At 72.8% G+C, this 24,584-nt stretch carries 20 protein-coding genes; 12 read left to right on the forward strand and 8 right to left on the reverse strand.

All coding sequences use genetic code 11. The annotated features are described in order from the left end of the window. Positions 1-14: 14 nt before the first annotated feature. Positions 15-1,166, forward strand: a complete 1,152-nt coding sequence (gene dgoD / locus EV284_RS01570; RefSeq protein WP_130329496.1) for a galactonate dehydratase — start codon at positions 15-17, stop codon at positions 1,164-1,166. Between the two features lie 68 nt (positions 1,167-1,234). Here dgoD and EV284_RS01575 read toward each other — a convergent pair whose 3' ends face one another. Both EV284_RS01575 and EV284_RS01580 read right to left on the reverse strand, forming a co-directional pair. Beyond that, the gene (locus EV284_RS01575; RefSeq protein ID WP_130329498.1) at positions 1,235-2,413 is read right to left on the reverse strand and encodes an FAD-dependent monooxygenase; all 1,179 of its coding nucleotides are present in this window, start codon (positions 2,411-2,413) and stop codon (positions 1,235-1,237) included. A gap of 146 nt (positions 2,414-2,559) precedes the next feature. Beyond that, complete coding sequence (locus EV284_RS01580; protein WP_242625496.1) at positions 2,560-3,234, reverse strand: DUF4232 domain-containing protein; 675 nt, start codon at positions 3,232-3,234, stop codon at positions 2,560-2,562. A gap of 386 nt (positions 3,235-3,620) precedes the next feature. Here EV284_RS01580 and EV284_RS01585 point away from each other — a divergent pair, with 386 nt between their 5' ends. Continuing rightward, positions 3,621-4,358, forward strand: a complete 738-nt coding sequence (locus EV284_RS01585; protein WP_130329500.1) for an alpha/beta fold hydrolase — start codon at positions 3,621-3,623, stop codon at positions 4,356-4,358. Positions 4,359-4,439: 81 nt separating this feature from the next. Here EV284_RS01585 and EV284_RS01590 read toward each other — a convergent pair whose 3' ends face one another. Continuing rightward, positions 4,440-6,617: an FUSC family protein gene (locus EV284_RS01590; RefSeq protein ID WP_130329502.1), complete on the reverse strand. Its 2,178-nt coding sequence runs from the start codon at positions 6,615-6,617 to the stop codon at positions 4,440-4,442. A gap of 256 nt (positions 6,618-6,873) precedes the next feature. Between EV284_RS01590 and uvrA the strand changes: the two genes are divergently transcribed. Then, positions 6,874-9,342, forward strand: coding sequence for an excinuclease ABC subunit UvrA (uvrA, locus tag EV284_RS01595; RefSeq protein ID WP_130329504.1), 2,469 nt, complete (start codon positions 6,874-6,876; stop codon positions 9,340-9,342). Between the two features lie 56 nt (positions 9,343-9,398). Here the strand turns inward: uvrA and EV284_RS01600 are convergent, their stop codons facing one another. Next, positions 9,399-9,848 (reverse strand): DUF1931 family protein, encoded by a 450-nt coding sequence (locus EV284_RS01600; protein WP_130329506.1) that lies wholly within the window; start codon positions 9,846-9,848, stop codon positions 9,399-9,401. 310 nt (positions 9,849-10,158) lie between these two features. Here EV284_RS01600 and EV284_RS01605 point away from each other — a divergent pair, with 310 nt between their 5' ends. Next, positions 10,159-10,536: a DUF2267 domain-containing protein gene (locus EV284_RS01605; protein WP_130329508.1), complete on the forward strand. Its 378-nt coding sequence runs from the start codon at positions 10,159-10,161 to the stop codon at positions 10,534-10,536. Between the two features lie 54 nt (positions 10,537-10,590). Further along, positions 10,591-11,646, forward strand: a complete 1,056-nt coding sequence (locus tag EV284_RS01610; protein WP_242625497.1) for an LLM class oxidoreductase — start codon at positions 10,591-10,593, stop codon at positions 11,644-11,646. 35 nt (positions 11,647-11,681) lie between these two features. Here the strand turns inward: EV284_RS01610 and EV284_RS01615 are convergent, their stop codons facing one another. The 3 genes from EV284_RS01615 to EV284_RS01625 all read right to left on the reverse strand — a co-directional run bounded on the left by EV284_RS01615 (position 11,682) and on the right by EV284_RS01625 (position 14,445). Further along, on the reverse strand, positions 11,682-12,293 hold the full coding sequence (locus EV284_RS01615) for an NAD(P)H-dependent oxidoreductase (RefSeq protein WP_130329510.1): 612 nt from the start codon (positions 12,291-12,293) through the stop codon (positions 11,682-11,684). A 13-nt stretch (positions 12,294-12,306) separates the two neighbouring features. After that, positions 12,307-13,152, reverse strand: coding sequence for an aldo/keto reductase (locus EV284_RS01620; protein WP_130329512.1), 846 nt, complete (start codon positions 13,150-13,152; stop codon positions 12,307-12,309). 99 nt (positions 13,153-13,251) lie between these two features. After that, positions 13,252-14,445 carry an MFS transporter gene (locus EV284_RS01625; protein WP_130329514.1) on the reverse strand — a complete coding sequence of 398 codons (1,194 nt, stop codon included), beginning with the start codon at positions 14,443-14,445 and terminating at the stop codon, positions 13,252-13,254. A 260-nt stretch (positions 14,446-14,705) separates the two neighbouring features. On the opposite strand from EV284_RS01625, the gene EV284_RS01630 reads away from it, so the two are divergent. Then, entirely contained in the window at positions 14,706-15,596 is an 891-nt protein-coding gene (locus EV284_RS01630) for a LysR family transcriptional regulator (protein WP_130329516.1), read from the forward strand. 34 nt (positions 15,597-15,630) lie between these two features. Here the strand turns inward: EV284_RS01630 and EV284_RS01635 are convergent, their stop codons facing one another. Beyond that, positions 15,631-17,412: a helix-turn-helix domain-containing protein gene (locus tag EV284_RS01635; RefSeq protein WP_130329518.1), complete on the reverse strand. Its 1,782-nt coding sequence runs from the start codon at positions 17,410-17,412 to the stop codon at positions 15,631-15,633. 282 nt (positions 17,413-17,694) lie between these two features. Between EV284_RS01635 and dnaK the strand changes: the two genes are divergently transcribed. From dnaK to trxA, 6 genes are read left to right on the forward strand one after another with little or no spacing between them, the layout of a single operon-like run. Beyond that, entirely contained in the window at positions 17,695-19,596 is a 1,902-nt protein-coding gene (gene dnaK / locus EV284_RS01640; protein WP_130329520.1) for a molecular chaperone DnaK, read from the forward strand. A 10-nt stretch (positions 19,597-19,606) separates the two neighbouring features. Continuing rightward, positions 19,607-20,197 carry a nucleotide exchange factor GrpE gene (locus tag EV284_RS01645; RefSeq protein ID WP_130329522.1) on the forward strand — a complete coding sequence of 197 codons (591 nt, stop codon included), beginning with the start codon at positions 19,607-19,609 and terminating at the stop codon, positions 20,195-20,197. A 6-nt stretch (positions 20,198-20,203) separates the two neighbouring features. Further along, a complete protein-coding gene (locus tag EV284_RS01650; protein WP_130329524.1) occupies positions 20,204-21,139 on the forward strand; it encodes a J domain-containing protein in 936 nt (311 codons plus the stop codon). After that, positions 21,136-21,510: a chaperone modulator CbpM gene (locus EV284_RS01655; protein ID WP_242625498.1), complete on the forward strand. Its 375-nt coding sequence runs from the start codon at positions 21,136-21,138 to the stop codon at positions 21,508-21,510. Before EV284_RS01650 ends, EV284_RS01655 begins: the two co-directional genes overlap by 4 nt. Beyond that, the gene (gene clpB, locus EV284_RS01660; RefSeq protein ID WP_130329526.1) at positions 21,501-24,140 is read left to right on the forward strand and encodes an ATP-dependent chaperone ClpB; all 2,640 of its coding nucleotides are present in this window, start codon (positions 21,501-21,503) and stop codon (positions 24,138-24,140) included. Before EV284_RS01655 ends, clpB begins: the two co-directional genes overlap by 10 nt. Then, the gene (gene trxA / locus EV284_RS01665; RefSeq protein ID WP_130329528.1) at positions 24,137-24,583 is read left to right on the forward strand and encodes a thioredoxin; all 447 of its coding nucleotides are present in this window, start codon (positions 24,137-24,139) and stop codon (positions 24,581-24,583) included. Before clpB ends, trxA begins: the two co-directional genes overlap by 4 nt. Position 24,584: the final 1 nt, after the last annotated feature.

The following is a 24,584-nucleotide window of genomic DNA, read 5'->3' on the forward strand; positions in this document are numbered from 1 at the left end:
GAGCCGCCGCACCCATGAAGATCACCGCACTCACGACCTACCTCGTCGCCCCCCGCTGGCTCTTCCTGAAGATCGAGACGGACGAGGGGATAACCGGCTGGGGCGAGCCCGTGGTCGAGGGCCGCGCCCACACCGTCGCCGCCGCCGTCGACGAACTCGCCGACCACCTCACCGGCCAGGACCCCCTGCGCATCGAGGACCACTGGCAGGTCATGACCAAGGGCGGCTTCTACCGGGGCGGCCCGGTCCTGTCCTCCGCCGTGTCCGGCATCGACCAGGCGCTGTGGGACATCAAGGGCAAGTACCACGGCGTCCCGGTGCACGATCTGCTCGGCGGAGCGGTCCGGGACCGGATGCGGATGTACTCCTGGATCGGCGGCGACGACCCGGGCGAGGCCGCCGAGCACGCGGCCCAGCGCCTCGAACAGGGCTACCGGGCCGTCAAGATGAACGTCGGCGGCCGGCTCAGGCACCTGGAGACCTCGCGCGAGATCGACGCCGTCCTCGCCCGCGTCGCCTCCGTGCGCGAGGTGATGGGCGAGGACGGGGACGTCGCCATCGACTTCCACGGCCGCACCTCGCCCGCCCTGGCCAAGCAGCTCGCCCGCGCGCTGGAACCGCTGCGGCCGATGTTCATCGAGGAACCACTGCTGCCCGAACTCACCTCCCAGTACGCTGAGTTCACCAGCTCCACCAGCATCCCGGTCGCCACCGGCGAACGCCTCTACTCACGCTGGGACTTCGACCCGGTACTGCGTTCCGGCATCGCGCTCGCCCAGCCCGACCTCTCGCACGCCGGGGGCATCTCCGAGGTGCGCCGCATCGCGGCCCAGGCCGAGGTGCACGGCGTGGGACTCGCCCCGCACTGCCCGCTGGGCCCCATCGCCCTCGCGGCCTGCCTCCAGGTGGATTTCGCCAGCCCGAACGCGTTCATCCAGGAGACCAGCCTCGGCATCCACTACAACGTCGGCTCCGACCTGGGTGACTACCTCGTCGACACCTCCGTCTTCGCCTTCGACACCGGCGACGGCCACATGGCCCGGCTGACCGCGCCCGGCCTCGGCATCGAGATCGACGAGAACGCCGTCGCCAGGGCCGCGGAGAACGGCCACCGCTGGCACAACCCGGTCTGGCGACACGCGGACGGCTCCTTCGCGGAGTGGTGAGTCCGGAGCGGCGAGGGGCGTGACGGCCTGCCGCGCGGCCCCCGGCCGGGCACCGGCGCCGCCCCGGCTCAGGCGAGGGGCGGCAGCGGGCGGTCCGTGTCGGCGACGCGGGTGAGCCGGGCGGTCAGGGGCGAGAGCAGCGGCGAGGTGAGAGCCCGCACGAGAAGCGTGCGCAGGGCGAGCCCGAGCCGGGTCCGGGGGTAGGCGAGGCGCACGACACCGGGCGGGAGCTTCTGCACGGAGTCCACCAGCGGGCGCATCCAGCTCTCGTACGCGGTGAGGCCGGCCTCGGTGTCCCGATGCCCGGCGAGGCCGGCGGCGAGGACGTAACCGCTGGTCAGGGCGAGTGAGGCGCCGCCGCCTCCCATCGGGGTGACACACCAGGCGGCGTCGCCCACCAGGCAGACCCGGCCCCGGTGCCAGGTGGGCATGCGGATCTGGGTGAGTCCGTCGACGTAGACGTCCTCGGAGGCGTCGAACCCGTCCAGCACGCGCTCGGTCTCCCAGCCCGCCCCCGCGTACCGGGCGCGGACGCGGGCCAGTGCCCGGTCGCGGTCGAGCGCGGCGAGGTCCTCGGCCCGCGCGTAGGCGAGGATGGCGCGGGTGGTGCCGTGGTTGTCGGGCCGCAGATGGACCTGCCGGCCGCCGGTCGTGCTGTACCAGCGCCAGCGGTCGTCGTCGCCGGCGGTGCGCGGGATGGTGCCGAACACCATGGTGATCCCGAGCGCCCGTCGGGCCACCAGCCCGTCGAACAGCCGGTCCCGCGTGGCGGAGCGCACCCCCTCGGCGATCACCAGGAGGTCCGCGCGCAGGACGCGGCCCGCCGCGGTGGTGACGGTGACCGAGTCCTCGTCCTCCGCGGTCTCGCTGATCGTGTCGCCGTAGACGATCTCGACGCCCTCGGGCAGGCGGTCGAGGATGGCGCGGGCGAAGTCGCCGCGCAGGATCTCCAGTTCGGCCGTGGCGCCGTCCGGCCCGTCGGAGGGCAGTTCGGCGGTCACCTCACCCCGCTCGTCCACGAACACCGCTGCGGTCTCGGTGGTGTTCAGCTCCTTCACCGCCTCGAAGAGACCCATCCGGTCCAGCACCTCGCGCGCGACGCCGCGTACGTCGACGTTCTGCCCACCGTCCCGGAAGGCGGGCGCCCGCTCGATGACGGTGACCTCCCAGCCGGTGCTTCGCAGCCAGTGGGCGGCGGACAGACCGGCGACGCTCGCACCGGAGACGACCACGCGTGGGTTGCTCATGGCTACCCCTTCGGCTCCGGCGGCCCGCCCGGATGCGGTCCGCCTCCCGAGTGCTCCGGTGCGGCGCCGGCGGACGGCATGAGCCACTGCGCGACTTCGCGGCCGGGCCCGCCGGGGCGCTGCCCGGCCGCGAAGCGGAACAGGCGTCAGAAGTCGTACGGCTTGCGGGTGTTCCAGTTCAGCACGTCGGCCTCGTTCCAGCTGAACCGCGGCTGCCGGCCCTTGGCGTCGACCGAGTAGAAGGGGCCGGTGCGGCCGTCCGCGCCGCGCAGCGCGATGGCGAACGACTGTGCCGTGTGGTTCTTGGAACCGTAGTCGAAGAGGTTCACCGCGCTGTACGCCTTGCCTCCGGGCCGGAGCGTGATGTGCTTGCCGCCGCCCGGGACGTCCTTCCCCGAGTGCGGCAGCGTCGCGCCGTCGACGTCCCCGCCGAGCTTCACGGCCGGGTACGAGGTGACCCAGCAGGCCGCCTCGCCCTCGTTCGAGGCGGTGAGGAGCAGGTGGTCGCCCTGCTGGCCCGCGAATCGGTGGACCGCGGTGACCAGCAGCTCGTCTCCGCGACACTGCCGGACGGCGGCCACCGTGCCCTTGGTGGTGAGCCGGTGCGCTCCGCTCGCGGCGGCAGCCGGGCGTGCCCCGCCGGACGTGGAGCGGCTCGTCGCGGTCGTGGCGGTGCGGCTGTCGGCTGCCGCCTTCGCGTTCTTCCCGGACGCGTCCTTCCCGGAGCCGCCGCAAGCGGTCAGACCGAGGGCCAGCGCGACGGTGACGGCGGCCAGGGCGGCGGAACGGGTGGTACGGCGGGCACCGCGCGTGGTCATCATGAAAACTCCCCCATGTGTGTCGGAACGGGCTGCCCCCTGCTCCCGCAGGGCGACCGTCCGCGTCGGCTTCGTTGCACCCCGGGAGATGACGCCCGAGACGGCGTCGTTCACTCGGCTGTGTCCGCATTCGGTAACGAGGCGTCCGGGCCGCGGACACGCCTCACACGGCCCGGCCGCGCGGGCTCGGTTTCCCGCTCCGGAATGCGGCGAGAGACCTCTTTCGGCTCGTTATCCACCCAGCTCGCCCGTGCGAGGCTGACCGCGGCGCGGAAAGGTGACCCTTCCGAGGTCCCGCGTCTGCGCTTCCAGCGCCCGGCGTACTTCGCCGCGCTCCTCGAGGAGCGCGGGGCCGACGCCTTTGCCGCAGAGAAGGAGACTCCCGCCTCATGACCACTCCCCCTCCCGTCCGGCGCAACCCCTGGCTGAACGGCCGACCCCCCACGACGACCCCCGAGCGCCATCTGTACTGCTTCCCTCACTCGGGCGGTCTCCCGGGCGAATACGTCCGCTGGGGACAGCACCTGAGCGGTACTCAGGTCTACGGCGTCTGCATGCCGGGGCGTGGCGGCCGCATCGCCGAACCGCCCCTGACCGACCTGAACACCGTGGTGCACGCCTTGCTGGCGGAGACGAGGTTCGTCGCCCCCTACGACCTGTTCGGACACAGCCTCGGCGCGCTGGTCGCGTACGAGACGACGCGCGAACTGGCCGCCCGGGGACTGCCGCTGCCCGAACGGCTCGTCGTCTCGGCGTTCCCGGCCCCCCACCTGCCACGCCACGGGGCCCGGCTGTCCGGCCTGCCGGACGAGGAGCTGATCGCGGTCCTGAACGAGCGCTACGGGGGCATCCCGCCCCAGGTCGCGGCCGACCCCGAGCTGCTGGCGGTGCTGCTGCCCGCCTTCCGTGCCGACTTCGCCCTGCTGGAGAACCACCGATACCGGGAGTCCGGGCCGCTCGCGGTTCCGCTCGTCGTCCTCGGCGGTGAGGCCGACAGCGTCACCCCGGACCAGCTCGACGCGTGGGACCGGCACAGCACCGCGCCCGTACGCCGGCACACCTTCCCCGGCGGTCACTTCTATCTCCGGGACGACATGGCGGCGGTCGCCGCCGTACTGGCCCCCTGAGCGCCCGCCCCCGGTGCCGCGGAGAAGGGCTCGTCCCGGCCTCGCGGCACCGGGGCCCGGCCTCGTCCCGCCGCCGAGCCGTCAGCCACCCGGGTGCGCGCGCTGTGAACCGTTGCCCGCCGCGGCCAGGGTCGCCCGCACCCGCTGGTCCTCGCGCGCGGAGCCGACGTCCTGTTCCAGGGGAGTGCGGCTCACGGCTGTCGCGAGGTCCTCCAAGGCCCGTTTCTGCAGTTCGGCCTCGCGCCGCACGACGGGGCTCCCGTCGCCCGCGGCGCTGTCCTGCCACGCCTGGAGCGCCTCCTCCACGCTTCCCCACTCCGGATTCCGGTGCTCGCGCACCGCGGCCGCCGCCTTCGCGGTGTCCGTCTCCAGAGCCTCGGCGAACCGCTCCGCCTCGGGGACGGAACGGCTGTCGGCCCGTGGGACGTGGCTCTCCATGAGCATCGCCGCCCGGCCGAACCCCTCCAGCGCCTCCTGCGCCTCCACCGCCTCGCGCGATGTCAGACCCCTGGGGCGGACCGGCTCCCGTCTCGCCCGGTCGTACGCCTCCTGCCAGGCGGCGTGTGCCTCCCTGCTCCTCAGCAGTGCCCGGCGCATCTCGGCGTGATGCTCCCGGGTCGGTTCGGCGTAGTCGCGGAGCACCGCGGCCGCGTAGCGGCCGTTCGCGGCGAGCCAGTCCGCGAGCCGGCCCGGCAGCCGGGGTGTCTCCCACGCGGGGAACACCACGTACGCCAGCATCGCCAGGGCCCCGCCCAGCAGGGTGAGCACCACCCGCTCCGGGACCGTCTGCTCCCATGCCTGGCCGCCCATCCCGAGCAGGAAGACGACGTACGCGGCGGTGAAGCACTGGGTGTACGCGTAACCGGTGCGGTTCAGCGTGTACGACAGGCCCGCCGCGACCACCGTCAGCGCGCCGGACACGTAGGGGTCCGGGTCCAGGGCCCGCACCACGCCGGTGGCGAGCGCGACCCCCGCCAGGGTCCCGGCCAGACGGGCCACCGCGCGCGCGTACGTCCGGTGGAAATCCGGGCGCAGCACCATCACCGATGCGAGGGGCGCCCAGTATCCGTGGCCCAGGGGCAGCCGGGCGGCGATCAGATAGCCGAGCACGGCCACCGCCGCCAGCCGGACGGCGTGCCGGAACACGGGCGAGTCCGGGCGGAGCTCGCGGCGGACCGCCCGGACCACGACCGGGACCAGCCGCAGCATCGTCGGGCGCATCAGGAACTCGGCGCCGGCGGGGCCGCGCGGCGCCGGCGTCCTCCCGGGCGGGCACCCGCTCCCGGCGATCTCCCACGCCTCGCCGAGCAGTTCCACGAGCCGCTCGGCGGCTTGCCGTGCGGGGCCCTCCAGCACCTCGTGGTCCTCGTCGACGCGCAGGGCCTCCATGCTCTCGGGCCGCACCTCGGCGGGAGTGCCGTGCCGGATCGAACGGGCGGCCGCGTCCAGGACGTCGGCGGCCGCGTCGAGCAACTCCCGCGCGCGGTCCCGGCCGGGTCCCTCCGCCGGGGCGCCCACGGCCGGGTCGGCGAGCGCCGCGAGCACCGGGCGGATGCGCTCGGCGAGTCCCCGGGGGCCGTGCAGGGCCGGCGGACGGGTGCGGGCCTGCGACGGCGTCACGGCGGCCGCGTCCCGTGCCGTCATCAGGGGCTCCGGGTCGAACGGGGCGGTCGGGTCGTGCCGCAGGCGGCGGGCGTAGTCCGCGACGGCGGCGAGGGCGTCGGCGAGCGCGTCACGGTGCGCTCCCCAGCGCCGGATCGGGAACAGCAGGATCAGCACGGCCTGGACCACGCCCCCGAGTGCGATGATCCCGGCGTGCTCCAGGGCCCGCCCGGCGCTCGTGGGCAAGGTGATGGTCACCAGCATGCTGCCCACGGTCGTCGCCGCGACGATCCCGGCGGTCGATCCGACGGCCCACGCCATCCCCGCGGCGAAGGCCCACACGGCCAGCAGCGGGAGGAACGTCACGAGCCGCCCCGCCGCCAGGTAGCCCACGAGGGTGCTGAGGGCCAGAGCCGCGCCCGTGCCCAGCGCGACCACCTTGCGCGGACGCCAGCTCCGCTGGAAGGTGGCCCCGCCCGCGGAGTAGGCGCCGAGGGCGGCGGACGCGGCATACGCGGGGGAGGCCAGCCACAGCGTCGCTCCGACGACGATCGCCAGGCCGGCGGCCGCGCGCAGCGCGAGCAGGGGCTCCAGCCGCGTCTCCTCGATCCTGAGGCCCGATCGCACGACCTCGCCGAAGGCCTGCCGCCACGTCACGGCCGACCGCCCGCCCGGAACGCCCTGCCGGGTCGTTCCGGCGTGTTCGAGGTGCGGCAGCCGTCGGGCAAGAAAGCCTCCCACGCGGTCCGTCGACCCGCCGGCGACCGCGGCGCTGGACCGGGTGCTGTCACGGCGGACACTGCTGACCGTCCGTCTTCCGGGTCCCCGCCGGCCCCGGGGGCGAAACGACCGCCCACCGGCCGTTCCGCCCGGCATCCCGCGCTTCCCGGCGCGATCGGGGTAGTCGGAAAGGATGGGTAAGGACGGGATCGATGCTTTTGTGCACGTCCGGGGCGCCGGTGAGAACAACCTGCGGGACGTCGACGTCGACGTCCCGCGGGACGCGATGGTCGCCTTCACCGGCATCTCCGGGTCGGGCAAGTCCTCGCTGGCGTTCGGCACGCTCTACGCGGAGGCCCAGCGGCGCTACTTCGAGTCCGTGGCGCCGTACGCCCGAAGGTTGCTGCAGCAGGTCGGCGCACCGCACGTGCGGGAGATCACCGGACTGCCGCCGGCCGTGGCCCTTCAGCAGCGCCGCGGGTCGCCCGGCTCCCGCTCCACGGTCGGCACCCTCACCACCCTGTCCAACCTGCTGCGCATGCTGTACTCCCGCGCCGGCACCTATCCACCCGGGGCCACGCGGCTGGACGCCGAGGCGTTCTCCCCCAACACCGCGGCCGGCGCCTGCCCGCGGTGCCACGGACTGGGCGTGGTGCACGACGTCGCCGAGGACCTGCTCGTCCCGGACCCCTCGCTGAGCATCCGCGAGGGCGCGATCGCCGCCTGGCCGGGGGCCTGGCAGGGCGCCAACCTGCGCAGTGTCGTGAACGGCCTGGGCATCGACATCGACCGGCCGTGGCGCAGGCTCAGGAAGAAGGACCGGGACTGGCTGCTGTACACGGACGAGCAGCCCTCCGTGTACATCGAGCCGGAGGAGGACCGCGTCGACTACGGCTACCAGGGCAAGTTCTGGAGCGCCCGCAAACACGTCATGCACGTACTCGCCGACTCCAAGAGCGAGAGGATGCGTGAACGGGCGCTCCGGTTCGTCAGAAGCGTGCCCTGCCCCGCCTGCCACGGCAGCGGACTGCGGCCCGAGGCGCTCGCCGTCACCTTCGCCGGACGTTCCATCGCCGAGCTCAACGCGATGCCGCTCACCGAGGTCGTGGCGCTGCTGCGGCCCGTCGCGGGGCGGTCCGAGGCCGACGCCACCACCTCGACCGCCCGGTCCGGGGAGACGACCGAGGTCGCGGTCCGGATCTGCGGCGACCTGGTCGCGCGCATCGACGTACTGCTCGGCCTGGGCCTCGGTTACCTCAGCCTCGGGCGCCGCTCGACGACCCTGTCGCCCGGCGAGGCGCAGCGCCTGCGGATCGCCACCCAGCTCCGCTCGGGACTGTTCGGCGTCGTCTACGTCCTCGACGAACCCTCCGCCGGCCTGCACCCGGCGGACGCGGAACCGCTGCTGGACGCGCTGGAGCGCCTCAAGGCGACGGGCAACTCGCTGTTCGTCGTGGAGCACGACATGGACGTCGTACGGCGGGCGGACTGGGTGGTCGACATCGGCCCCGGCGCGGGCGAGGGCGGCGGACGCGTGCTGTACAGCGGCCCGGTCGCCGGTCTCGAACAGGTCGGGGAGTCGGCCACGAGCCGGTTCCTGTTCGGGCGCGCCCAGCCGCTCGGTCACCGCACCCGCACCCCGCACGGCTGGCTGCACCTGCGCGGCGTCTCCCGGCACAATCTGCGCGACGTGTCCGCCGACGTACCGCTGTGCGTCCTGACCGCGGTGACGGGCGTGTCCGGTTCCGGGAAGTCGACCCTGGTCACGCAGGTGCTCGCCGACGTCGTCCGCGCCCACCTCGGACTCGCGCCCGAGGAACCCGACGAGGCGCTGCCGGAGGCCGACGTCCAGGACGCGTCGGGGGTCGAGTCGTTCGACCGGCTGGTCCTGGTCGACCAACGGCCCATCGGCCGGACTCCGCGGTCCAACCTGGCCACGTACACGGGGATGTTCGACGCCGTGCGCAAGCTGTACGCGGCGACGGACGAGGCGAGGGCGCGCGGCTACTCGGCCGGGCGGTTCTCCTTCAACGTGCCCGAAGGGCGCTGCGAGACCTGCCAGGGCGAGGGATTCGTCGCGGTGGAGCTGCTGTTCCTGCCCGGCACCTACGCGCCGTGCCCCACCTGCCACGGTGCCCGGTACAACGCGGAAACGCTGGAAGTCACCTACCGCGGCAGGAACATCGCCGAAGTGCTGGCGCTGTCCGTCGACGCCGCCGCCGAGTTCCTGGCGGCCGTCCCGGCCGCCTCGCGCAGCCTGGAGACGCTGCGCGAGGTGGGACTGGGGTACCTGCGGCTGGGCCAGCCCGCGACGGAACTCAGCGGTGGCGAGGCGCAGCGCATCAAACTGGCCACCGAACTGCAGCGAGCCCGGCGCGGACACGCGCTCTACCTGCTCGACGAGCCGACGGCGGGGCTGCACCCCGCGGACATCGCCCTGCTGCTGCGCCAGCTCCACCGGCTCGTCGACGCGGGCAACACGGTGGTCGTCGTCGAGCACGACCTGGCCACGATCGCCACCGCCGACTGGGTCATCGACCTCGGCCCGGGCGGCGGCGACGCGGGCGGCCGGGTGGTCGCGGCGGGACCGCCGGCCGAGGTGGCGAAGGCCCGCCGCAGCGCGACCGCGCCCTACCTGGCGGCCCGGCTCGCGCGCACCTGACGACGGCGCGGGCCGGGCACGGCCTCCACGAGTGCGGCGGCACGGAGCACCGACTGCTACAGCAGCCGGTCGAACACCGCGGTCACGCCCTCCCAGTGGCTGGTCTGCGGGTTCTTCACGTCCGGATACATGATCTTGAACGTCTCGGCGAGGGCGACGCTGAGACCGCCGATGATCTCGGGGTAGCGCCCTTCGGTCTCCTCGGTGGGTGTCCTGTCGAGGGGCGGGTGCGAGGCGAGCTGTTCCAGGATCGGCTTGAGCTCCACCTCCTCGTCGAGCCGCCGGAACCGGTGGATGCTCTCCTGGAGGCCCTTGGTGATCGGCAGGTCCCACGGTTCGACGGTGTCCCTGCCATTGGCCTTGGCCGCCGCCTGGCCGATGACCAGGAGGTCGTAGAGCTTGTCGTCGACGAAGTCGCTGTACCGCTTCAGGTCGTTCTTGTCGACGTCGAGGCTCGCGGCGGCGCGGAAGAACCTCTCGAACCTCGACACACCCATCACGGTCATGCCTCTCGCCTCCTCACCGGGAACGGACGGCGTGGTTCGCTCCCGACCGCGCCGCCAACGGCTGTTACCCGGTCGAGATTCGCAGAGCCACCTGCCGAGCGCCTCCGCACCCCAGGCCGAAAAGGAACAGCCCCTCCCACCCTGGCAGAGCAGCGACCGGACGACCCCGGCGACCCGGGGGAGCGGGGCACCCGCACTTGTGCTCGGAGGGTCATCGGGCCCGCCGTCTTTCCTCCCGCGGGGAGCAGGCAGGGCGTGGTCCGGATGCGGAGCATGGAGACGTCCGACGCCACTTGAGAAGGGACGGCCCATGGACTACAACACCTTCCTCGACACCGTCACCCGGCGCGCCCCCGTTCCCCCGGAGAAGGTGGAGCCCCTCACCCGCGCCACCCTGGAAACCCTGGCCGAGCGCCTCACCAGAGGCGAGGCGAAGGACCTCGCGTCCGAACTGCCCAAGCCGCTGAAGGAATGGCTGGTCTCCCCTACTCCGGAGGCCCGGCGTTTCGGCTTCGACGAGTTCGTCAACCGGGTGAGCAGCCAGGCGGGGGTGAGCCCGCACCAGGCCCGCGAGGGCATACGGGCCGAGCTGAACACCCTGAGGGACGCGGTCAGCGAGGGCGAGTTCCGCCAGGTGATGTCCCAGCTGCCCGGCGAGTTCGAGGCTCTCGTCGGCGTCCCGGGCTAGCAGGAGCCACGACCCACGCGGACCCGGACACAGCACGGATCGCCGGAGGATCGCATGACAGAACCGACAGTTCCCGCGGCCGGCGCACCCCTGGACGTCGAAGGCGAGGCGCAGCGGCCGTTCTCCGAGCACCCGGCCATGGCCAGGGCGTACCCCGGCGGCAGGATGACCGTGGGTGCCATCACGCCCCTGGAGGGCTTCGACGGGCCCGTGCCGTCCCTGGCCGGGCACATGGAGCGGATCCAGCAGGCCGAGCGGGCCGGCTTCGCCTCGGTCTGGGTCCGGGACGTGCCGCTGCTGGACCCGGGCTTCGGGGACACCGGGCAGGTCTTCGATCCGTGGGTGTACCTGGGGCAGCTCACGGCCCGCACCACCTCGATCACCCTGGGCACCGCCAGTATCGTCCTGCCGCTGCGGCACCCGTTGCACACCGCGAAGGCGGCCGCCTCGGTGGACCAGTTGTCCGGCGGACGGCTCCTGCTGGGGGTGGCCACCGGTGACCGGCCCGTGGAGTTCCCGGCCTTCGGGCAGGACCTGGAAGGCCGGGCCGCGAGGTTCCGGCAGTCACTGGCGTACTTCCGGGTCGTCCTCGAGCACCGCTTCCCGCACGTGGACTCGCCGCTCGGCCGGATGGAAGGCACCGATCTCCTGCCCAAGCCGGTGTACCAGCGGATTCCGGTACTGATGACGGGACACGGCAGGCAGGACGTCCGGTGGATCGCCGACCACGCCGATGGCTGGCTGTACTACACCCCACCGCTGCGGCAGCAGGCCGCCAACATCGCGCGGTGGCGGGAGCTGACCCAGGGCGACGGGAGTGGGTTCAAGCCGTACGCGCAGGCCACCTACCTGGACCTGGCCGAGGACCCGCTGGCGCTGCCCCGGCCCATCCACCAAGGATTCTCGGTGGGCCGGGTGTCGCTCCTGGGGATGATGCGGACCTGGCAGGAGATCGGCGTCGACCAGCTGATGATCAACTTCAAGCACAGCCGCCGCCCGGTCGTCGACGTGATCGACGAGCTGGCCGAGCACGTGCTGCCGCACTTTCCGCCGGGGCACCTCGGGGCGCGCGGCGAGCAGCAGTGGCCCGCGGGGCGGACCGGGCCCTGAAGGGGCCCCGGTGCCCCCGCCCGGCAGGCGAGGCCTCAGTCCAGGACGGCGCCGGACGGCCGCTCCTGCGCGTAGTCGCACGTGCCCTCCGCCCGGAACTGCAGGGCCGCCCTGGTCACCTCCGCGCCGAGGCCGCGCAACTGGTCCGCCACCGCCTGGTCGGTAAGGCGTCCGTCGGCGGCGAAGACCCGTGAGGACCGCGGGACCGCGAACACCAGCGGCACCGCCCAGCCGCGCAGCGACCGGACGATGAACTCCATCGCGTTGATCGCCTGCAAACCCTGCACCCCGCCGGCGGTCGTCAGCATGCCCACGGGTTTGCCGCTCAGATAGGGAGGCTCGTGGTCGGCCAGGAGGGAGAGCCAGTCCACCGCGTTCTTGAACGCGCCGCTGACCGACCCGTGGTACGTCGGGCTGCTCCACAGCAGGGCGTCGGCGGCCCGGGCGGTGTCCGCGAGCCGGCGGGCGGACGGAGGGACCTCGCGCTCGGGCGTGTAGAACGGGAGGTCCAGCCGCCTGAGGTCGATCACCTGGGTGTCGGCGCCCGCGTCGGCCGCCCCCTCGACCGCCACGCACAGGGCGGTGAGGCTGGTCGACGGGGTGCGCAGCGAACCCCCCATTCCGACGACGAGCGGGGGGCGCGCCATGCTGTCCACTCCTTCAGAGCATCTCCAGGGGCGTGGGCCCGCTCGGCGGCGGGAACGCCCGGTCGAGGATGTCGAGCGCCTCGGAGGGGAGGCGCAGGTCCGCGGCGCCGCGGTTCTCCCGCACGTGGTCGGGTGATCCGGAACGCGGGATCGCGGCCACCCCCTGCCGCAGCACCCAGGCGAGTGCCACCTGGCTCGGCGTGGCTCCAAGAGCCCGGGCCACGGCTTCCAGGGCCTCGACGCCCAGCAGCCGTCCCTGCTCGATGGGGGAGTAGGCCATGACCGTCACACCGGCCTCGCGGCACCAGGGGAGCAGATCCCACTCGATGCCGCGCCGGGAGAGGTTGTACAGCACCTGGTCCACGGCCACGGCGTCGCCGCCGGGGAGGGCGGTCAGCTCGGTCATGGCGGCGACGTCCAGATTGCTCACGCCCCAGTAACGGATCTTCCCCGCCTCCATGAGGTCGGTGAATCCGGCGAGGGTCTCCTCCAGGGGCCACCGTCCCTGCCAGTGCAGCAGGTAGAGGTCCAGCCGTTCCGTACGGAGGCGCCGCAGACTCGCCTCGCAGGCGGCGACGGTGCCCTCCCGGTCGGCGTGGCCGGGCAGCACCTTGCTGACGAGGAAGACCTCTTCCCGGCGTCCCCGCAGGGCCTCCCCGACGAGTTCCTCGGCCGCGCCCTCCCCGTACATCTCCGCCGTGTCGACGACGGTCATGCCCAGGTCCACGCCCAGCCGCAGCGCGGCGATCTCCTGTTCACGCCGGGCCGGGTCCTCACCCAGGTACCAGGTGCCCTGTCCGAGCGCCGCGATCTCCTCGCCGGAGGGGAGTGCGACCGTTCCGGCCGATTCCGCAGACATTCCGGGCCTCCGTCCGTCGCGAATCCGTGTCACGCACCCGCCCCGAGTGCCCAGGTACGCGCCTCCCAGACAACCGGTACCGGACGCTCCGCGGAGAGGTCAGGAGGGGCGGGAGGACCGCGCCGGGAGCGTGCCGTAACCGGGCGCGCGGTCGCGCAGCGCGACGGCGACCGACACGACGGCGCCGCAGGAGAGGACCGCCGCGAAGCCGATCATCGCGGTCTGCACGGCGAAGTGCCGCAGGGCGATGCTGAACAGGACGGACGGCAGGCCCATTCCCAGGTACGCGATCACGAAGAACACGGCGAGGACCCCCGCGCGGGAAGCGGGCGCGGCCACGGAGACGGCACGTTCGACGCCTCCCTTGAACAGCAGCCCGGAGCCGGCTCCCGACAGGGACACGGCGACCAGGTAGAGCCAGAGGGCCGGGTGGAAGAGGGCGACGGCGCACAGGACCAGGCCGACCGGGAAGACCACGGCCCCCACGGTCAGGACCCGGGGCAGTGGCAGGCGGCCCAGCACCAGCTGGGCGGCCGCCGCGGAACCGAACATGAGGAAGGCCGCGAGGCCGGCCACGAGGTGCGAGTCGGTGTGCAGAGTGCCGTGGAGCACGCTCGCCCCCAGGGACGAGATCAGCCCGAGGATCGCGAAGGCGAAGGCGCCCAGGGCACCGGCCGCGCCGAACGTCCGCCGCCCGCCGGGACGCAGGGCGAACCTGCGGAGCGGTTCGGCGGCGGGCAGCTCCCGGTCCACGGTCTCCGGGGTGGACAGGACCAGCACCAGACACACCGCCATGGCGAGTGTGAAGATCGCCTGGGTGGTGATCAGGGGTGCGGGAAGCCACTCGGCGGCGGCGCCGGCGATCAGGGGCCCTGAGGCCAGACCGCCGAGGTTGGCGGCGGTGGCCACGATGCCCGGCAGCACCGAACCCGACCGGTCCGGACGGGCCTCGTGGTGGAGGTCGTGCAGGTACGTCGTCGCGGTCGAGGCCATCAGCCCCAGTCCGGCACCGTTCAGAACCCTGCCCGCGAGCAGCCCCGGCAGATCCCGCCACAGCATCAGCACGACCGACGCGACGATGCCGACCAGCAGCGCCGGGACGATGATGCGCCGCCGGCCGAGCCGGTCCGACAGGTGCCCCAGCCCGAGGAAGGCGACCGCCGCACCCACGACCATCGAGGCGTACGCCACCGTGACCGTGGTCGCGCCGAAGTGGTCCCGGGCCTCGTACAGAGGCCACAGCGGGGTCGGCGCGGTGCCGAAGGCCATCAGCACCGTGAAGGCCACCGCCACGAACCAGAAGCCGGTCGCGTGCGAGGCGCGGCGTCCGGCCCGGGCGCGGGGCGGCAGGCCGGCGGGAGCGGGTGCTGGTACCTGATGGGTCGGGTCGCCGGGAGCGTCGGCTGTGGGACGGCTCAGCGGCGTAGGTGCGGCAGGCAGGGGTACCCCTCCTCGGGCGGAAACGGATGACGTCTTCCATCCTCCTCACCAGCCACGATCAATGCCAACGAATGTTTTTGCTGGGCTCCAGCACCGTGAGTGATACTTCTCGGGTGGAGCTACGTCAGCTGGAGCACTTCATCGCGGTCGCCGAGGAGCTGAGCTTCACGCGTGCCGCCCGCCGGCTGCACGTGGTGCAGTCGGGGGTGTCCGCCGCCATCCGCTCCCTGGAGCGCGAGCTCGGCTGCGCGCTGTTCGAGCGCACGTCGCAGCAGGTCCGGCTCACCGGGGCGGGCGCCGCGCTGCTGCCCGAGGCCCGGGCCACCCTGCACGCCGCCCAGGCCGCCCAGGACGCCGTGCGTGCCGCCCAGGACACGGTGCGCGGCACGGTGAACGTGGGCGCGATGGCCTCGGTCGAAGTGGTGGACCTGCCCGCCCTCCTCGGGCAGCTGCACGCGCGGCATCCGGCGATCGACGTCCGGCTGCGGCTGGCGACGACCGGCTCGGCGGGACTGGCGCACGCGCTGCTCGGCGGAGACCTGGACGTGGCCTTCCTGTCGCTGCCCGAGCGCAAGCCTGCCGGGATCGACGCCACGGAACTGGCCACCGTGCCGCTCGTCCTGGTGGTGAGCGCCGCTCATCCGCTCGCGGAGCGGCGGGAGCTGACCCTCGCGGACCTGGCGGGGGAGCCCTTCGTGGACTTCCCACCGGGCTACGGCAACCGCGAGGTGGTCGACCGGGCGTTCGCGGCGGCGGGCGTCGTGCGCCGGGTGGCGCTGGAGGTGCCCGACATCGACATGGGGGCGGCACTGGTCCGGCACGGTCTGGGCATCGCCTTCCTGCCCGTGTTCGCCGTCGCCCGCACCCCCGGCCTGCACGTCCTGGACGTCCCCGGCACCGTGCTCCGCTGGAGCATGCACCTGGGAACGTCGTCGACCCGGCGGCCCAGTTCGGCGGTGCGGGCGCTGCTCGACCTGGTCGACTTCCACGTCATCGCCCGGTGACGAACCGGTCGGCCCGTCAGCCCCGTCAGCCCCGTCAGCCCCGTCCGCCCAGCACGATCCGCCACACCCGGGTCGCCACCTGGAGGTTGAGCCGGTCCTCGACGTTCGCGAGGTCGCTGCCGCTGATGTCGCGGATGCGCTGGAGCCGGTAGCGCAGCGTGCTGCGGTGGATCGCGAGGGATTCCGCGGTCTCGTCGTAGTTGCCGCCGCAGTCGAAGTACCGCGACAGGGTCTCCACCATCGTCGCGTGGTGCCGGGTGTCGTAGTCGATGAGCCGCCCCAGCCACTCCTGGACGAACGTCTCCAGTTCCCGGTAGTCGTTGCCGGGCCCCAGGATGCGATAGAGGCCGAGCTCGTCGAAGAACGTCGCGCCGTAGCGTTCGCGGGAGTGGCGGCGCACGTCCAGGGCGCGCTGCGCCTCCTGGTAGTGGTGCGGGATACCGTCCGGGGAGTCGCAAGGGGCACTCACCCCGATGGTCCCGGACCGGGTCCCGGTCTCCCGGGCGAGCGCCTCGTACAAGGCACGGGCGGGCGGCCTGTCGTCGGCGACGAGGACGACCTGCCCCGCACGGCGGGTCAGCAGCGAGCGCATGCCCACGCCGGAGGCCGCCCGGCCCACGGCCTGCGCGAAGGAATCGTCCGCCGTCCGGTTCGACCACCGCACCACGACGACGTAGTGGCTGCGGTGCAGATCGTGTCCGACCGCCGCGGACCGCGCGTAGGCACCCGCCCCGGCCGTCCCCGCCAGGAGGTCGTCGACCAGCTCCCGGTGCAGCCTGCGCTCCACGTCGGCCAGCTCGCGCAGGTGCGCCAGCTCCAGGGAGAGCGACACGGCGGCGTCTCCGAGAGCGAACACGGTGTGCTCGTCGGCCTCGTCCCGGACGTCGACCAGAGCCAGCACGCCGAGGATCTCGCCGTGCAGCCGGACCAGGGCGACCAGCCGGTCCTCCACCCGCACCGGCCCCGCCTCCCGGGCCACGGCGTAGAGCATCGCGTCCCGGCGCGCGGGGTCGGGTTCGGGATAGGGGTCGGGGCGGCCGGGACCGGTCCAGGATCTCAGCCGGCCGAAGCGGTCCTCGACCAGCGCGGGCAGCCCGGTGAGCCCGTGCAGTGCGCGGGTGACGGCTTCCTCGCCGCCGCCGCTGGAGGCGGCGACGCCGGCCAGGAGTGCGTGAACGGCCCGCTCGTAGCCAAGCTCAGCCACCGCGCGGATCAACTTCCGCTGGAGACCTGTGCGTTCCTCCCGCAGTCGGCGCAGCTCCGAATCGTCCTCGCGCCGGCGGCGGTGCGCGAAGACCACCGACAGCGCGGCGGCGGTGTGCGCGATGAGCGTGGTGAGCAGGGACCGCTCGGCCTCGGTGGGCCGGGACCGGGACGTCACCACGAGGTAACCGTGGAGTCCCTCGAGTCCGCGCAGGCCCAGGGCCCGGCCCCAGGGCCTGCCGGGTACGGCCACCGGGCCGTCCTGCCCGGCCAGCTCCCGCACCCTCCGGCCCACGGCCGAGGCGTGCGTCCGCCCGTTCCGCGCACTGGGGACCAGGTCGCCGCCCACCGTGAGATACCCGGCCTCGGCGCTGTACGGTCCGGCCACGGCTATGTGGTCCATGGCCAGGCGCAGGATCGCGCCCTCGTCCGGGGCGTCGAACAGGGCTCGGGAGAGCTCCATCAGGTTGTGCGGGGCATGATCGGCCGACGTGCGGGCGGGTGGGCGGCGCCCGGTGCGCGCCGCAGTGGGCTGCCGCCCGGCGCCGCTCCGCGGATGGTTGCCGTTCCGCCCGGAGTGGCGGTACAGGCTGTGCGCCCGACTGCCGGCCATGGGATCGCTCCGTTCTGCCCGTGTCTGCGGGGAAGAGTGCGGTAATGCGCGTACCCCTCCCGGGTCGGCTCACCCGAGAGCGCGCGTCCTTTCTCGTCCTGGTGGGGCGACCGGACCCGTGCATTCCTGACTCGCCAGGCGCAGGCGTGGAGAGACCCGGTTCGCCACCCTGGGAAGCGCACGGGATTGTCCGTGCGCACCGGTAGGAACCCGGCGGATACCACCCCCAGCTGAACAACGTGATCCGGAGAGTCGGCGCAGGCGCACCGGGAGGAGTTCCTCATGGCCAAGGCAGTGGGCATCGACCTGGGCACCACCAACTCGGTGATCGCCGTCTGGGAGGGCGGCGAGCCGGTCGTCGTGCCCAACAGCGAGGGCAACCGCACGACACCGTCCGTGGTGGCCTTCACCGACACCGGCGAACGCCTGGTGGGCCAGCTGGCCCGGCGCCAGGCAATCCTCAACCCCAAGGGCACCATCTACTCGGCGAAACGGTTCATCGGCCGGCACTTCGACGAGGTCGCCGACGAGGCCAAGGCCGTCGCCTACGACGTCGTCCCGGGCGAGAACGGCGAGGCCCGCTTCAAGGTGCGCGACAAGCTGTACGCGCCCGAGGAGATCAGCGCACAGGTGCTGCGCAAACTCGCCGACGACGCCTCCAAGCAGCTGGGGGAGCGGGTCACGGAGGCGGTCATCACCGTCCCCGCCTACTTCAACGACGCCCAGCGCACCGCGACCCGTGACGCCGGCCGGATAGCGGGCCTGGAAGTACTGCGGATCATCAACGAGCCGACGGCGGCCGCCGTCGCCTACGGCATGGACAAGAAGGAGCACGAGACGGTGCTCGTCTTCGACCTGGGCGGCGGCACGTTCGACGTGAGCATCCTCGACGTCGGCGACGGCGTGGTGGAGGTGCGTTCCACGGCGGGTGACAGCCATCTGGGCGGCGACGACTTCGACCGGCGCCTGGTGGACTACCTCGCGGACGACTTCCAGAAGGAGAACGGCATCGACCTGCGCAAGGACCCGCAGGCGCTGCAACGCCTGTTCGAGGCGGCGGAGAAGGCCAAGACCGAGCTCAGCTCCGTCACCCAGACCCAGGTGAGCCTGCCGTTCATCACCGCGGACGCCTCCGGGCCCAAACACCTCACCGACTCGATCATGCGGTCCACCTTCGAGCAGATCACCGCCGACCTGGTGGAGCGCTGCCTCGAGCCGGTCAAGCAGGCCATGGCCGACGCCAAGGTCGGCGAGAACGACATCGACGAGGTCATCCTCGTCGGCGGCTCCACCCGCATCCCCGCCGTCCAGGCCCTGGTGCGACGGCTGACCGGCGGCAAGGACCCCAACATGAGCGTCAACCCCGACGAGGTCGTGGCGCTGGGCGCCGCGATCCAGGCCGGGGTCCTCAAGGGCGAGGTCAAGGATGTCCTGCTGCTCGACGTCACCCCGCTGTCGCTGGGCGTGGAGACGCGCGGCGGAGTGATGACGAAGATCGTCGACCGGAACACCACCATCCCGGTGCGCCGCAGCGAGACCTTCTCCACCGCCGAGGACAACCAGCCGGCCGTCGATGTGGTGGTCCTCCAGGGCGAGCGGGAGCGGGCCGCCGACAACCGGGTGCTCGGCCGGTTCCAGCTCACCGACATCCGGCCGGGGCCGCGGGGCGAACCACAGGTCGACGTCACTTTCGACGTCGACGCCAACGGCATCCTCAACGTCAGCGCGCGGGACAAGGACACCGGCAAGGAACAGGGCATCACCATCAGCGAGAGCTCCAACCTCGACCGGAGCGAGGTCGACCGCATGGTCGAGGAGGCCGAGCGCAACCAGGGCCAGGACCAGGCGCTGCGCGAGGCCGTCGACGCCCGCAACGAACTGGACGCGATCGCCTACCAGGTCGAGAAGCGCCTCGCCGAACTGGGCGACGCCGCGCCCGCGCACGAGAAGGCCCGTGCCGAGATGCTGGTGGCCGAGGCCCGCGACGCGGTCAAGAACGAGGCCGGAGTGGACAAGGTCAGGCCGCTGATCTCCGAACTCCAGCAGATCCACGCCGGGCTCGCCGCCCACCAGGGCGAAGCCGCACCGGGCGGTCCCTCGGGCACCGCCGGGCCGGACGGCTCCGGGCAGGGCGGTCCGGCCGCCGACGACGACGTGATCGACGCCGAGTTCGACAAGGGCTGAGGTACCCGCCATGCCGATCCCGCCCCAGGACCGATCGTCCGACCTGCCGCCCGAAGCCGCCGCACCACTGCCGCAGGGTGACCTTCCCGGGCCCGGGCCCGCGCCGCCCGGCACGGAGGCCGGACCGGGGCCGGACGCGGCCACCGGTCCGGCCGGGGCCGAGGACGAGTACGCGGCGGCGCTGAAGGAGGTCGAGGACCGCTGGCGGCGCGCCCTCGCCGACCTCGACAACCTGCGCAAGCGGCACGCCAGGGAACTCGACCAGGAGCGCGGGGCCGAACGCGCCCGCACGGCCGCGGCCTTCCTTCCCGTCGTCGACAACCTCGAACTGGCCCTGAGCCACGCCGCCTCCGACCCCGGAGCGATCGTCGAAGGGGTCCGCGCCGTACGCGACCAGGCCGTGTCCGTCCTCGAACGCCTCGGCTACGAGCGTCACGCCGAGACCGGCGTCCCGTTCGACCCCGCCCGGCACGAGGTCGTCGGCGTGGTCCAGGACCCCGACGCCGAACCGAACACCGTGACACAGGTGCTGCGCCCCGGCTACGGCGCGGCCGAGCGGCAGTTGAGGCCGGCCGCCGTGACCGTCGCGAAGCGGGAGTGAGCGGCCGTGGCACGCGACTTCTACGAGGTGCTCGGCGTCCCGCGCGACGCCGACAAGGACGAGATCCAGCGGGCCTACCGCAAACTGGCGCGCACGTACCACCCCGACGTCAACAAGGACCCCGCGGCGGAGGAGCGCTTCAAGGAGGTCAACGAGGCCTTCAGTGTCCTGTCCGACCCCGACCAGCGGGCCCGTTACGACCGCTTCGGCGAGGACTTCCGCAAGGTCCCCGAGGACTGGGAGGAACGCGTCGGAGCCGGCGCGGGAGCCGGTGGCGGCTTCCGCTGGTCCACCGGGGGCGGCCCCCGGGCCCAGTACGCCACCAGCGGCTTCGGCGCGGAGGGTGTCGATGTCGACGACCTGTTCAGCTCGTTCTTCGGCGGCGCCGGACGGATGCGTGTGCCGGGAGCGGACCAGGAGGCCGAACTGCCGCTCACCGTCGAGGAGGCCTACCGCGGAGGCCGCCGCACCGTCACCCTGACCGGGCCCTCCGGGCAGCGCCGCTACGAGGTGGACGTGCCGCCCGGAGTCACCGACGGACAGCGCATCCGGCTGGCGGGCGAGGGTGGCCGCGGCAGCGGTGACGGCCCCGCCGGCGACCTGTACCTGCGGGTGCGGATCCAGCCCCACCCCCGGTTCCGCCTCGAGGGCCGGGACGTGTACGTGCAGCTTCCGGTCACCCCCTGGGAGGCGGCGCTCGGCGCGACGGTCCCCGTGTCCACGCCGAGCGGGGCCACGGCCAAGGTGACCGTGCCCGCCGGGTCCTCCAGCGGCCGGCGATTGCGGCTGCGCGGCGAGGGCATGCCGGGACCGCGCGGCGCCGACGGCGACCTCTACGCCGAGCTCCGCATCATGGTGCCGCCCAAGCTCGGCGACAAGGAGCGCGAACTGTTCGAGGAGCTCGCCGCCGTCTCCTCGTTCGACCCCAGGAGGACACGATGAGCGACCGACCGGTCGAGGCATCCCCGGCGTCATCGCCGGCCGCTCCCGCGCCGGCACGCGTCCGGTACGCGATCGTGCCGGTGCCCAGGCTCTCCCTGCATACCGTGGCCCGCCGCGCCGGTGTCCATCCCGACCTCATCCGCCGGTTCGTCGCTCTCGGCCTGGTCGAGGCCGAGCGCGACGCCTCCGGACGGCTGGTGTTCGATCCCACGGCCCCGGCCGCCCTCGCCCGCGTCCAGCGGCTGCGCACCGGGCTGTGCCTCAACTACGCATCCGTCGGCCTGGTGCTCGACCTGCTGGACCGCATCAGCCTGCTCGAAGCCGCCCTGCGCCGCGCCGGTACGAGGAGTGACATACCGCCATGGACATGAACCGTCTCACCCAGAAGTCCCAGGAAGCACTCCAGGAAGCCCAGTCGGTGGCCGTCGGCATGGGGCACACCGAAGTCGACGGGGAACACCTGCTGCTCGCCCTCCTCGATCAGGAGGACGGAATCGTCCCGCGGTTGCTGCAGCAGTCCGGCACCGACCCGGAGGAACTGCGCACGGCCGTGCAGAGCGAACTGGCCCGGCGCCCGAAGGTCACCGGCCCCGGCGCGTCCCCCGGGCAGGTCTTCGTCACCCAGCGTCTGTCCCGCCTGCTGGACGCGGCCGAGCGGGAGGCCAAACGCCTCAAGGACGAGTACGTCTCGGTGGAGCACCTCCTGCTCGCCCTGGCCGAGGAGGGATCGGCGACCGCGGCCGGACGCCTGCTCAAGGAGCACGGCGTGACCCGGGAGTCGTTCCTGAGCGCGCTCACCCGGATCCGCGGCAACCAGCGAGTCACCTCCGCCAACCCCGAAGTGGCCTACGAGGCGCTGGAGAAGTACGGCCGCGACCTGGTCCTCGAGGCCCGGTCCGGGCGGCTGGACCCGGTCATCGGCCGTGACGCGGAGATCCGCCGCGTCACCCAGATCCTCAGCCGCAAGACCAAGAACAACCCCGTCCTCATCGGCGACCCCGGCGTCGGCAAGACCGCCATCGTCGAGGGCCTGGCCCAGCGCATCGTCCGCGGTGACGTCCCCGAGGGCCTGCGCGACAAGACCGTGTTCGCCCTCGACATGGGTTCCCTCGTCGCCGGGGCCAAGTACCGCGGGGAGTTCGAGGAACGCCTCAGGGCCGTGCTGTCCGAGGTGAAGGCCGCCCAGGGGCGCATCCTGCTCTTCGTCGACGAACTCCACACCGTCGTGGGAGCGGGCGCGGCCGAAGGGGCCATGGACGCGGGCAACATGCTCAAGCCGATGCTCGCCCGCGGCGAACTCCACATGATCGGCGCCACCACTCTCGACGAGTACCGCAAGTACATCGAGAAGGACGCCGCCCTCGAACGCCGCTTCCAGCAGGTGCTGGTCGACGAGCCGAGCGTGGAGGACACCATCTCCATCCTGCGCGGACTGCGCGAACGCCTGGAGGTCTTCCACGGCGTGAAGATCCAGGACACCGCGCTGGTCTCCGCGGCCACCCTCAGCCACCGCTACATCACCGACCGGTTCCTGCCCGACAAGGCCATCGACCTCGTCGACGAGGCGTGCGCCAGGCTGCGTACCGAGATCGACTCGATGCCCGCCGAACTCGACGAGATCACCCGCCGCGTCACCCGCCTGGAGATCGAGGAGGCGGCCCTGTCCAAGGAGACCGACCCCGCCAGCAAGGCCCGCCTGGAGGAACTCCGCAAGGAACTGGCCGACCTGCGCGGCGAGGCCGACGCCAAACGCGCCCAGTGGGAGGCCGAACGGCAGGCCATCCGCCGCGTGCAGGAACTGCGCCAGGAACTGGAGCAGGTCCGCCACGAGGCGGAGGAGGCCGAACGCGCCTACGACCTCAACCGCGCCGCCGAACTCCGCTACGGCCGCCTCCAGGACCTGGAGCGCCGGCTCGCCGCGGAGGAGGAGCAACTGGCCTCCAAGCAAGGGCAGAACCGGCTGCTGCGCGAGGTGGTCACCGAGGAGGAGATCGCCGAGATCGTGGCCGCCTGGACCGGCGTCCCCGTCGCCCGCCTCCAGGAGGGGGAACGCGAGAAGCTGCTGCGCCTCGACGAGATCCTGCGCGAGCGCGTCGTCGGCCAGGACGAGGCCGTCAAGCTCGTCGCCGACGCCATCATCCGCGCCCGGGCCGGCATCCGCGACCCGCGCCGCCCCATCGGCTCGTTCATCTTCCTCGGCCCCACCGGCGTCGGGAAGACCGAGCTGGCCAAGACCCTCGCGGCGGCCCTGTTCGACTCCGAGGAGAACATCGTCCGCCTCGACATGAGTGAGTACCAGGAGCGGCACACCGTCAGCCGGCTCATGGGCGCACCGCCCGGATACGTCGGCTACGAGGAAGGCGGCCAGCTCACCGAGGCCGTACGCCGCAAGCCCTACTCGGTCGTGCTGTTCGACGAGATCGAGAAGGCGCACACCGATGTCTTCAACACCCTGCTGCAGGTCCTCGACGACGGCCGCATCACCGACTCCCAGGGCCGCACCGTCGACTTCCGCAACACCGTGATCATCATGACGTCCAACATCGGCTCCGAGCACCTCCTCGACGGCGCCACCACCGAGGGGGAGATCAAGCCGGACGCCCGCGCCCTGGTGATGGGCGAGCTGCGCGGGCACTTCCGCCCGGAGTTCCTCAACCGCGTCGACGACATCGTGCTGTTCAAGCCCCTCGGTGAGCGGCAGATCGAGCGGATCGTCGAGCTGCAGTTCGACGAGCTGCGCCGCCGGCTCGCCGAACGCCGCATCACCGTCGAACTCACCGAGGCCGCGCGGAAGCTGATCGCCCACCAGGGCTACGACCCGGTGTACGGGGCCCGGCCGCTGCGCCGCTACATCTCCCACGAGGTCGAGACGATGGTCGGACGCGCCCTGCTGCGCGGCGACGTCCAGGACGGCGCGGCGATCCGCGTCGACGCCGACCACGGAGAGCTCGTGGTCACCTACGACGAGTCCGAGGACGTGAAGGGAGCGCGAGCGGCATGAGCACGGTGCGGGCGACGACCATCAGCTGTCCGCACTGCGGGCGCGTCAACCGGGTGCCCGTGGCCGCGGAGGGCCGCCCCCGGTGCGGCCACTGCAAGCAGCCCCTGCCGTGGGTGGTGGACGCGGGCGACGACGACTTCACCGAGGTCGCCGAGCGGGCCGACGTCCCCGTCGTGGTCGACCTCTGGGCCACCTGGTGCGGCCCCTGCCGGATGGTGAGCCCCGCGCTGGAGCAGGTGGCCACCGAACTGGCGGGGCGCATCAAGCTCGTCAAGGTCGACGTCGACAAGAACCCGCGACTGTCGCGGCGCTTCGAGGTGCAGGCGGTGCCGACACTGCTCATCCTCGACAAGGGGGAGACCGTCGCCCGGCAGGCGGGGGCGGCGCCCGCCCCCACTCTGCGCAAGTGGGTGGAAGAGACGATCACGACCCGGGAAGGGTGAT

The sequence above is a fragment of the Streptomyces sp. BK022 genome, assembly GCF_004217355.1.
In the GTDB taxonomy this organism is placed as follows: Bacteria; Actinomycetota; Actinomycetes; order Streptomycetales; family Streptomycetaceae; genus Streptomyces; species Streptomyces griseoluteus.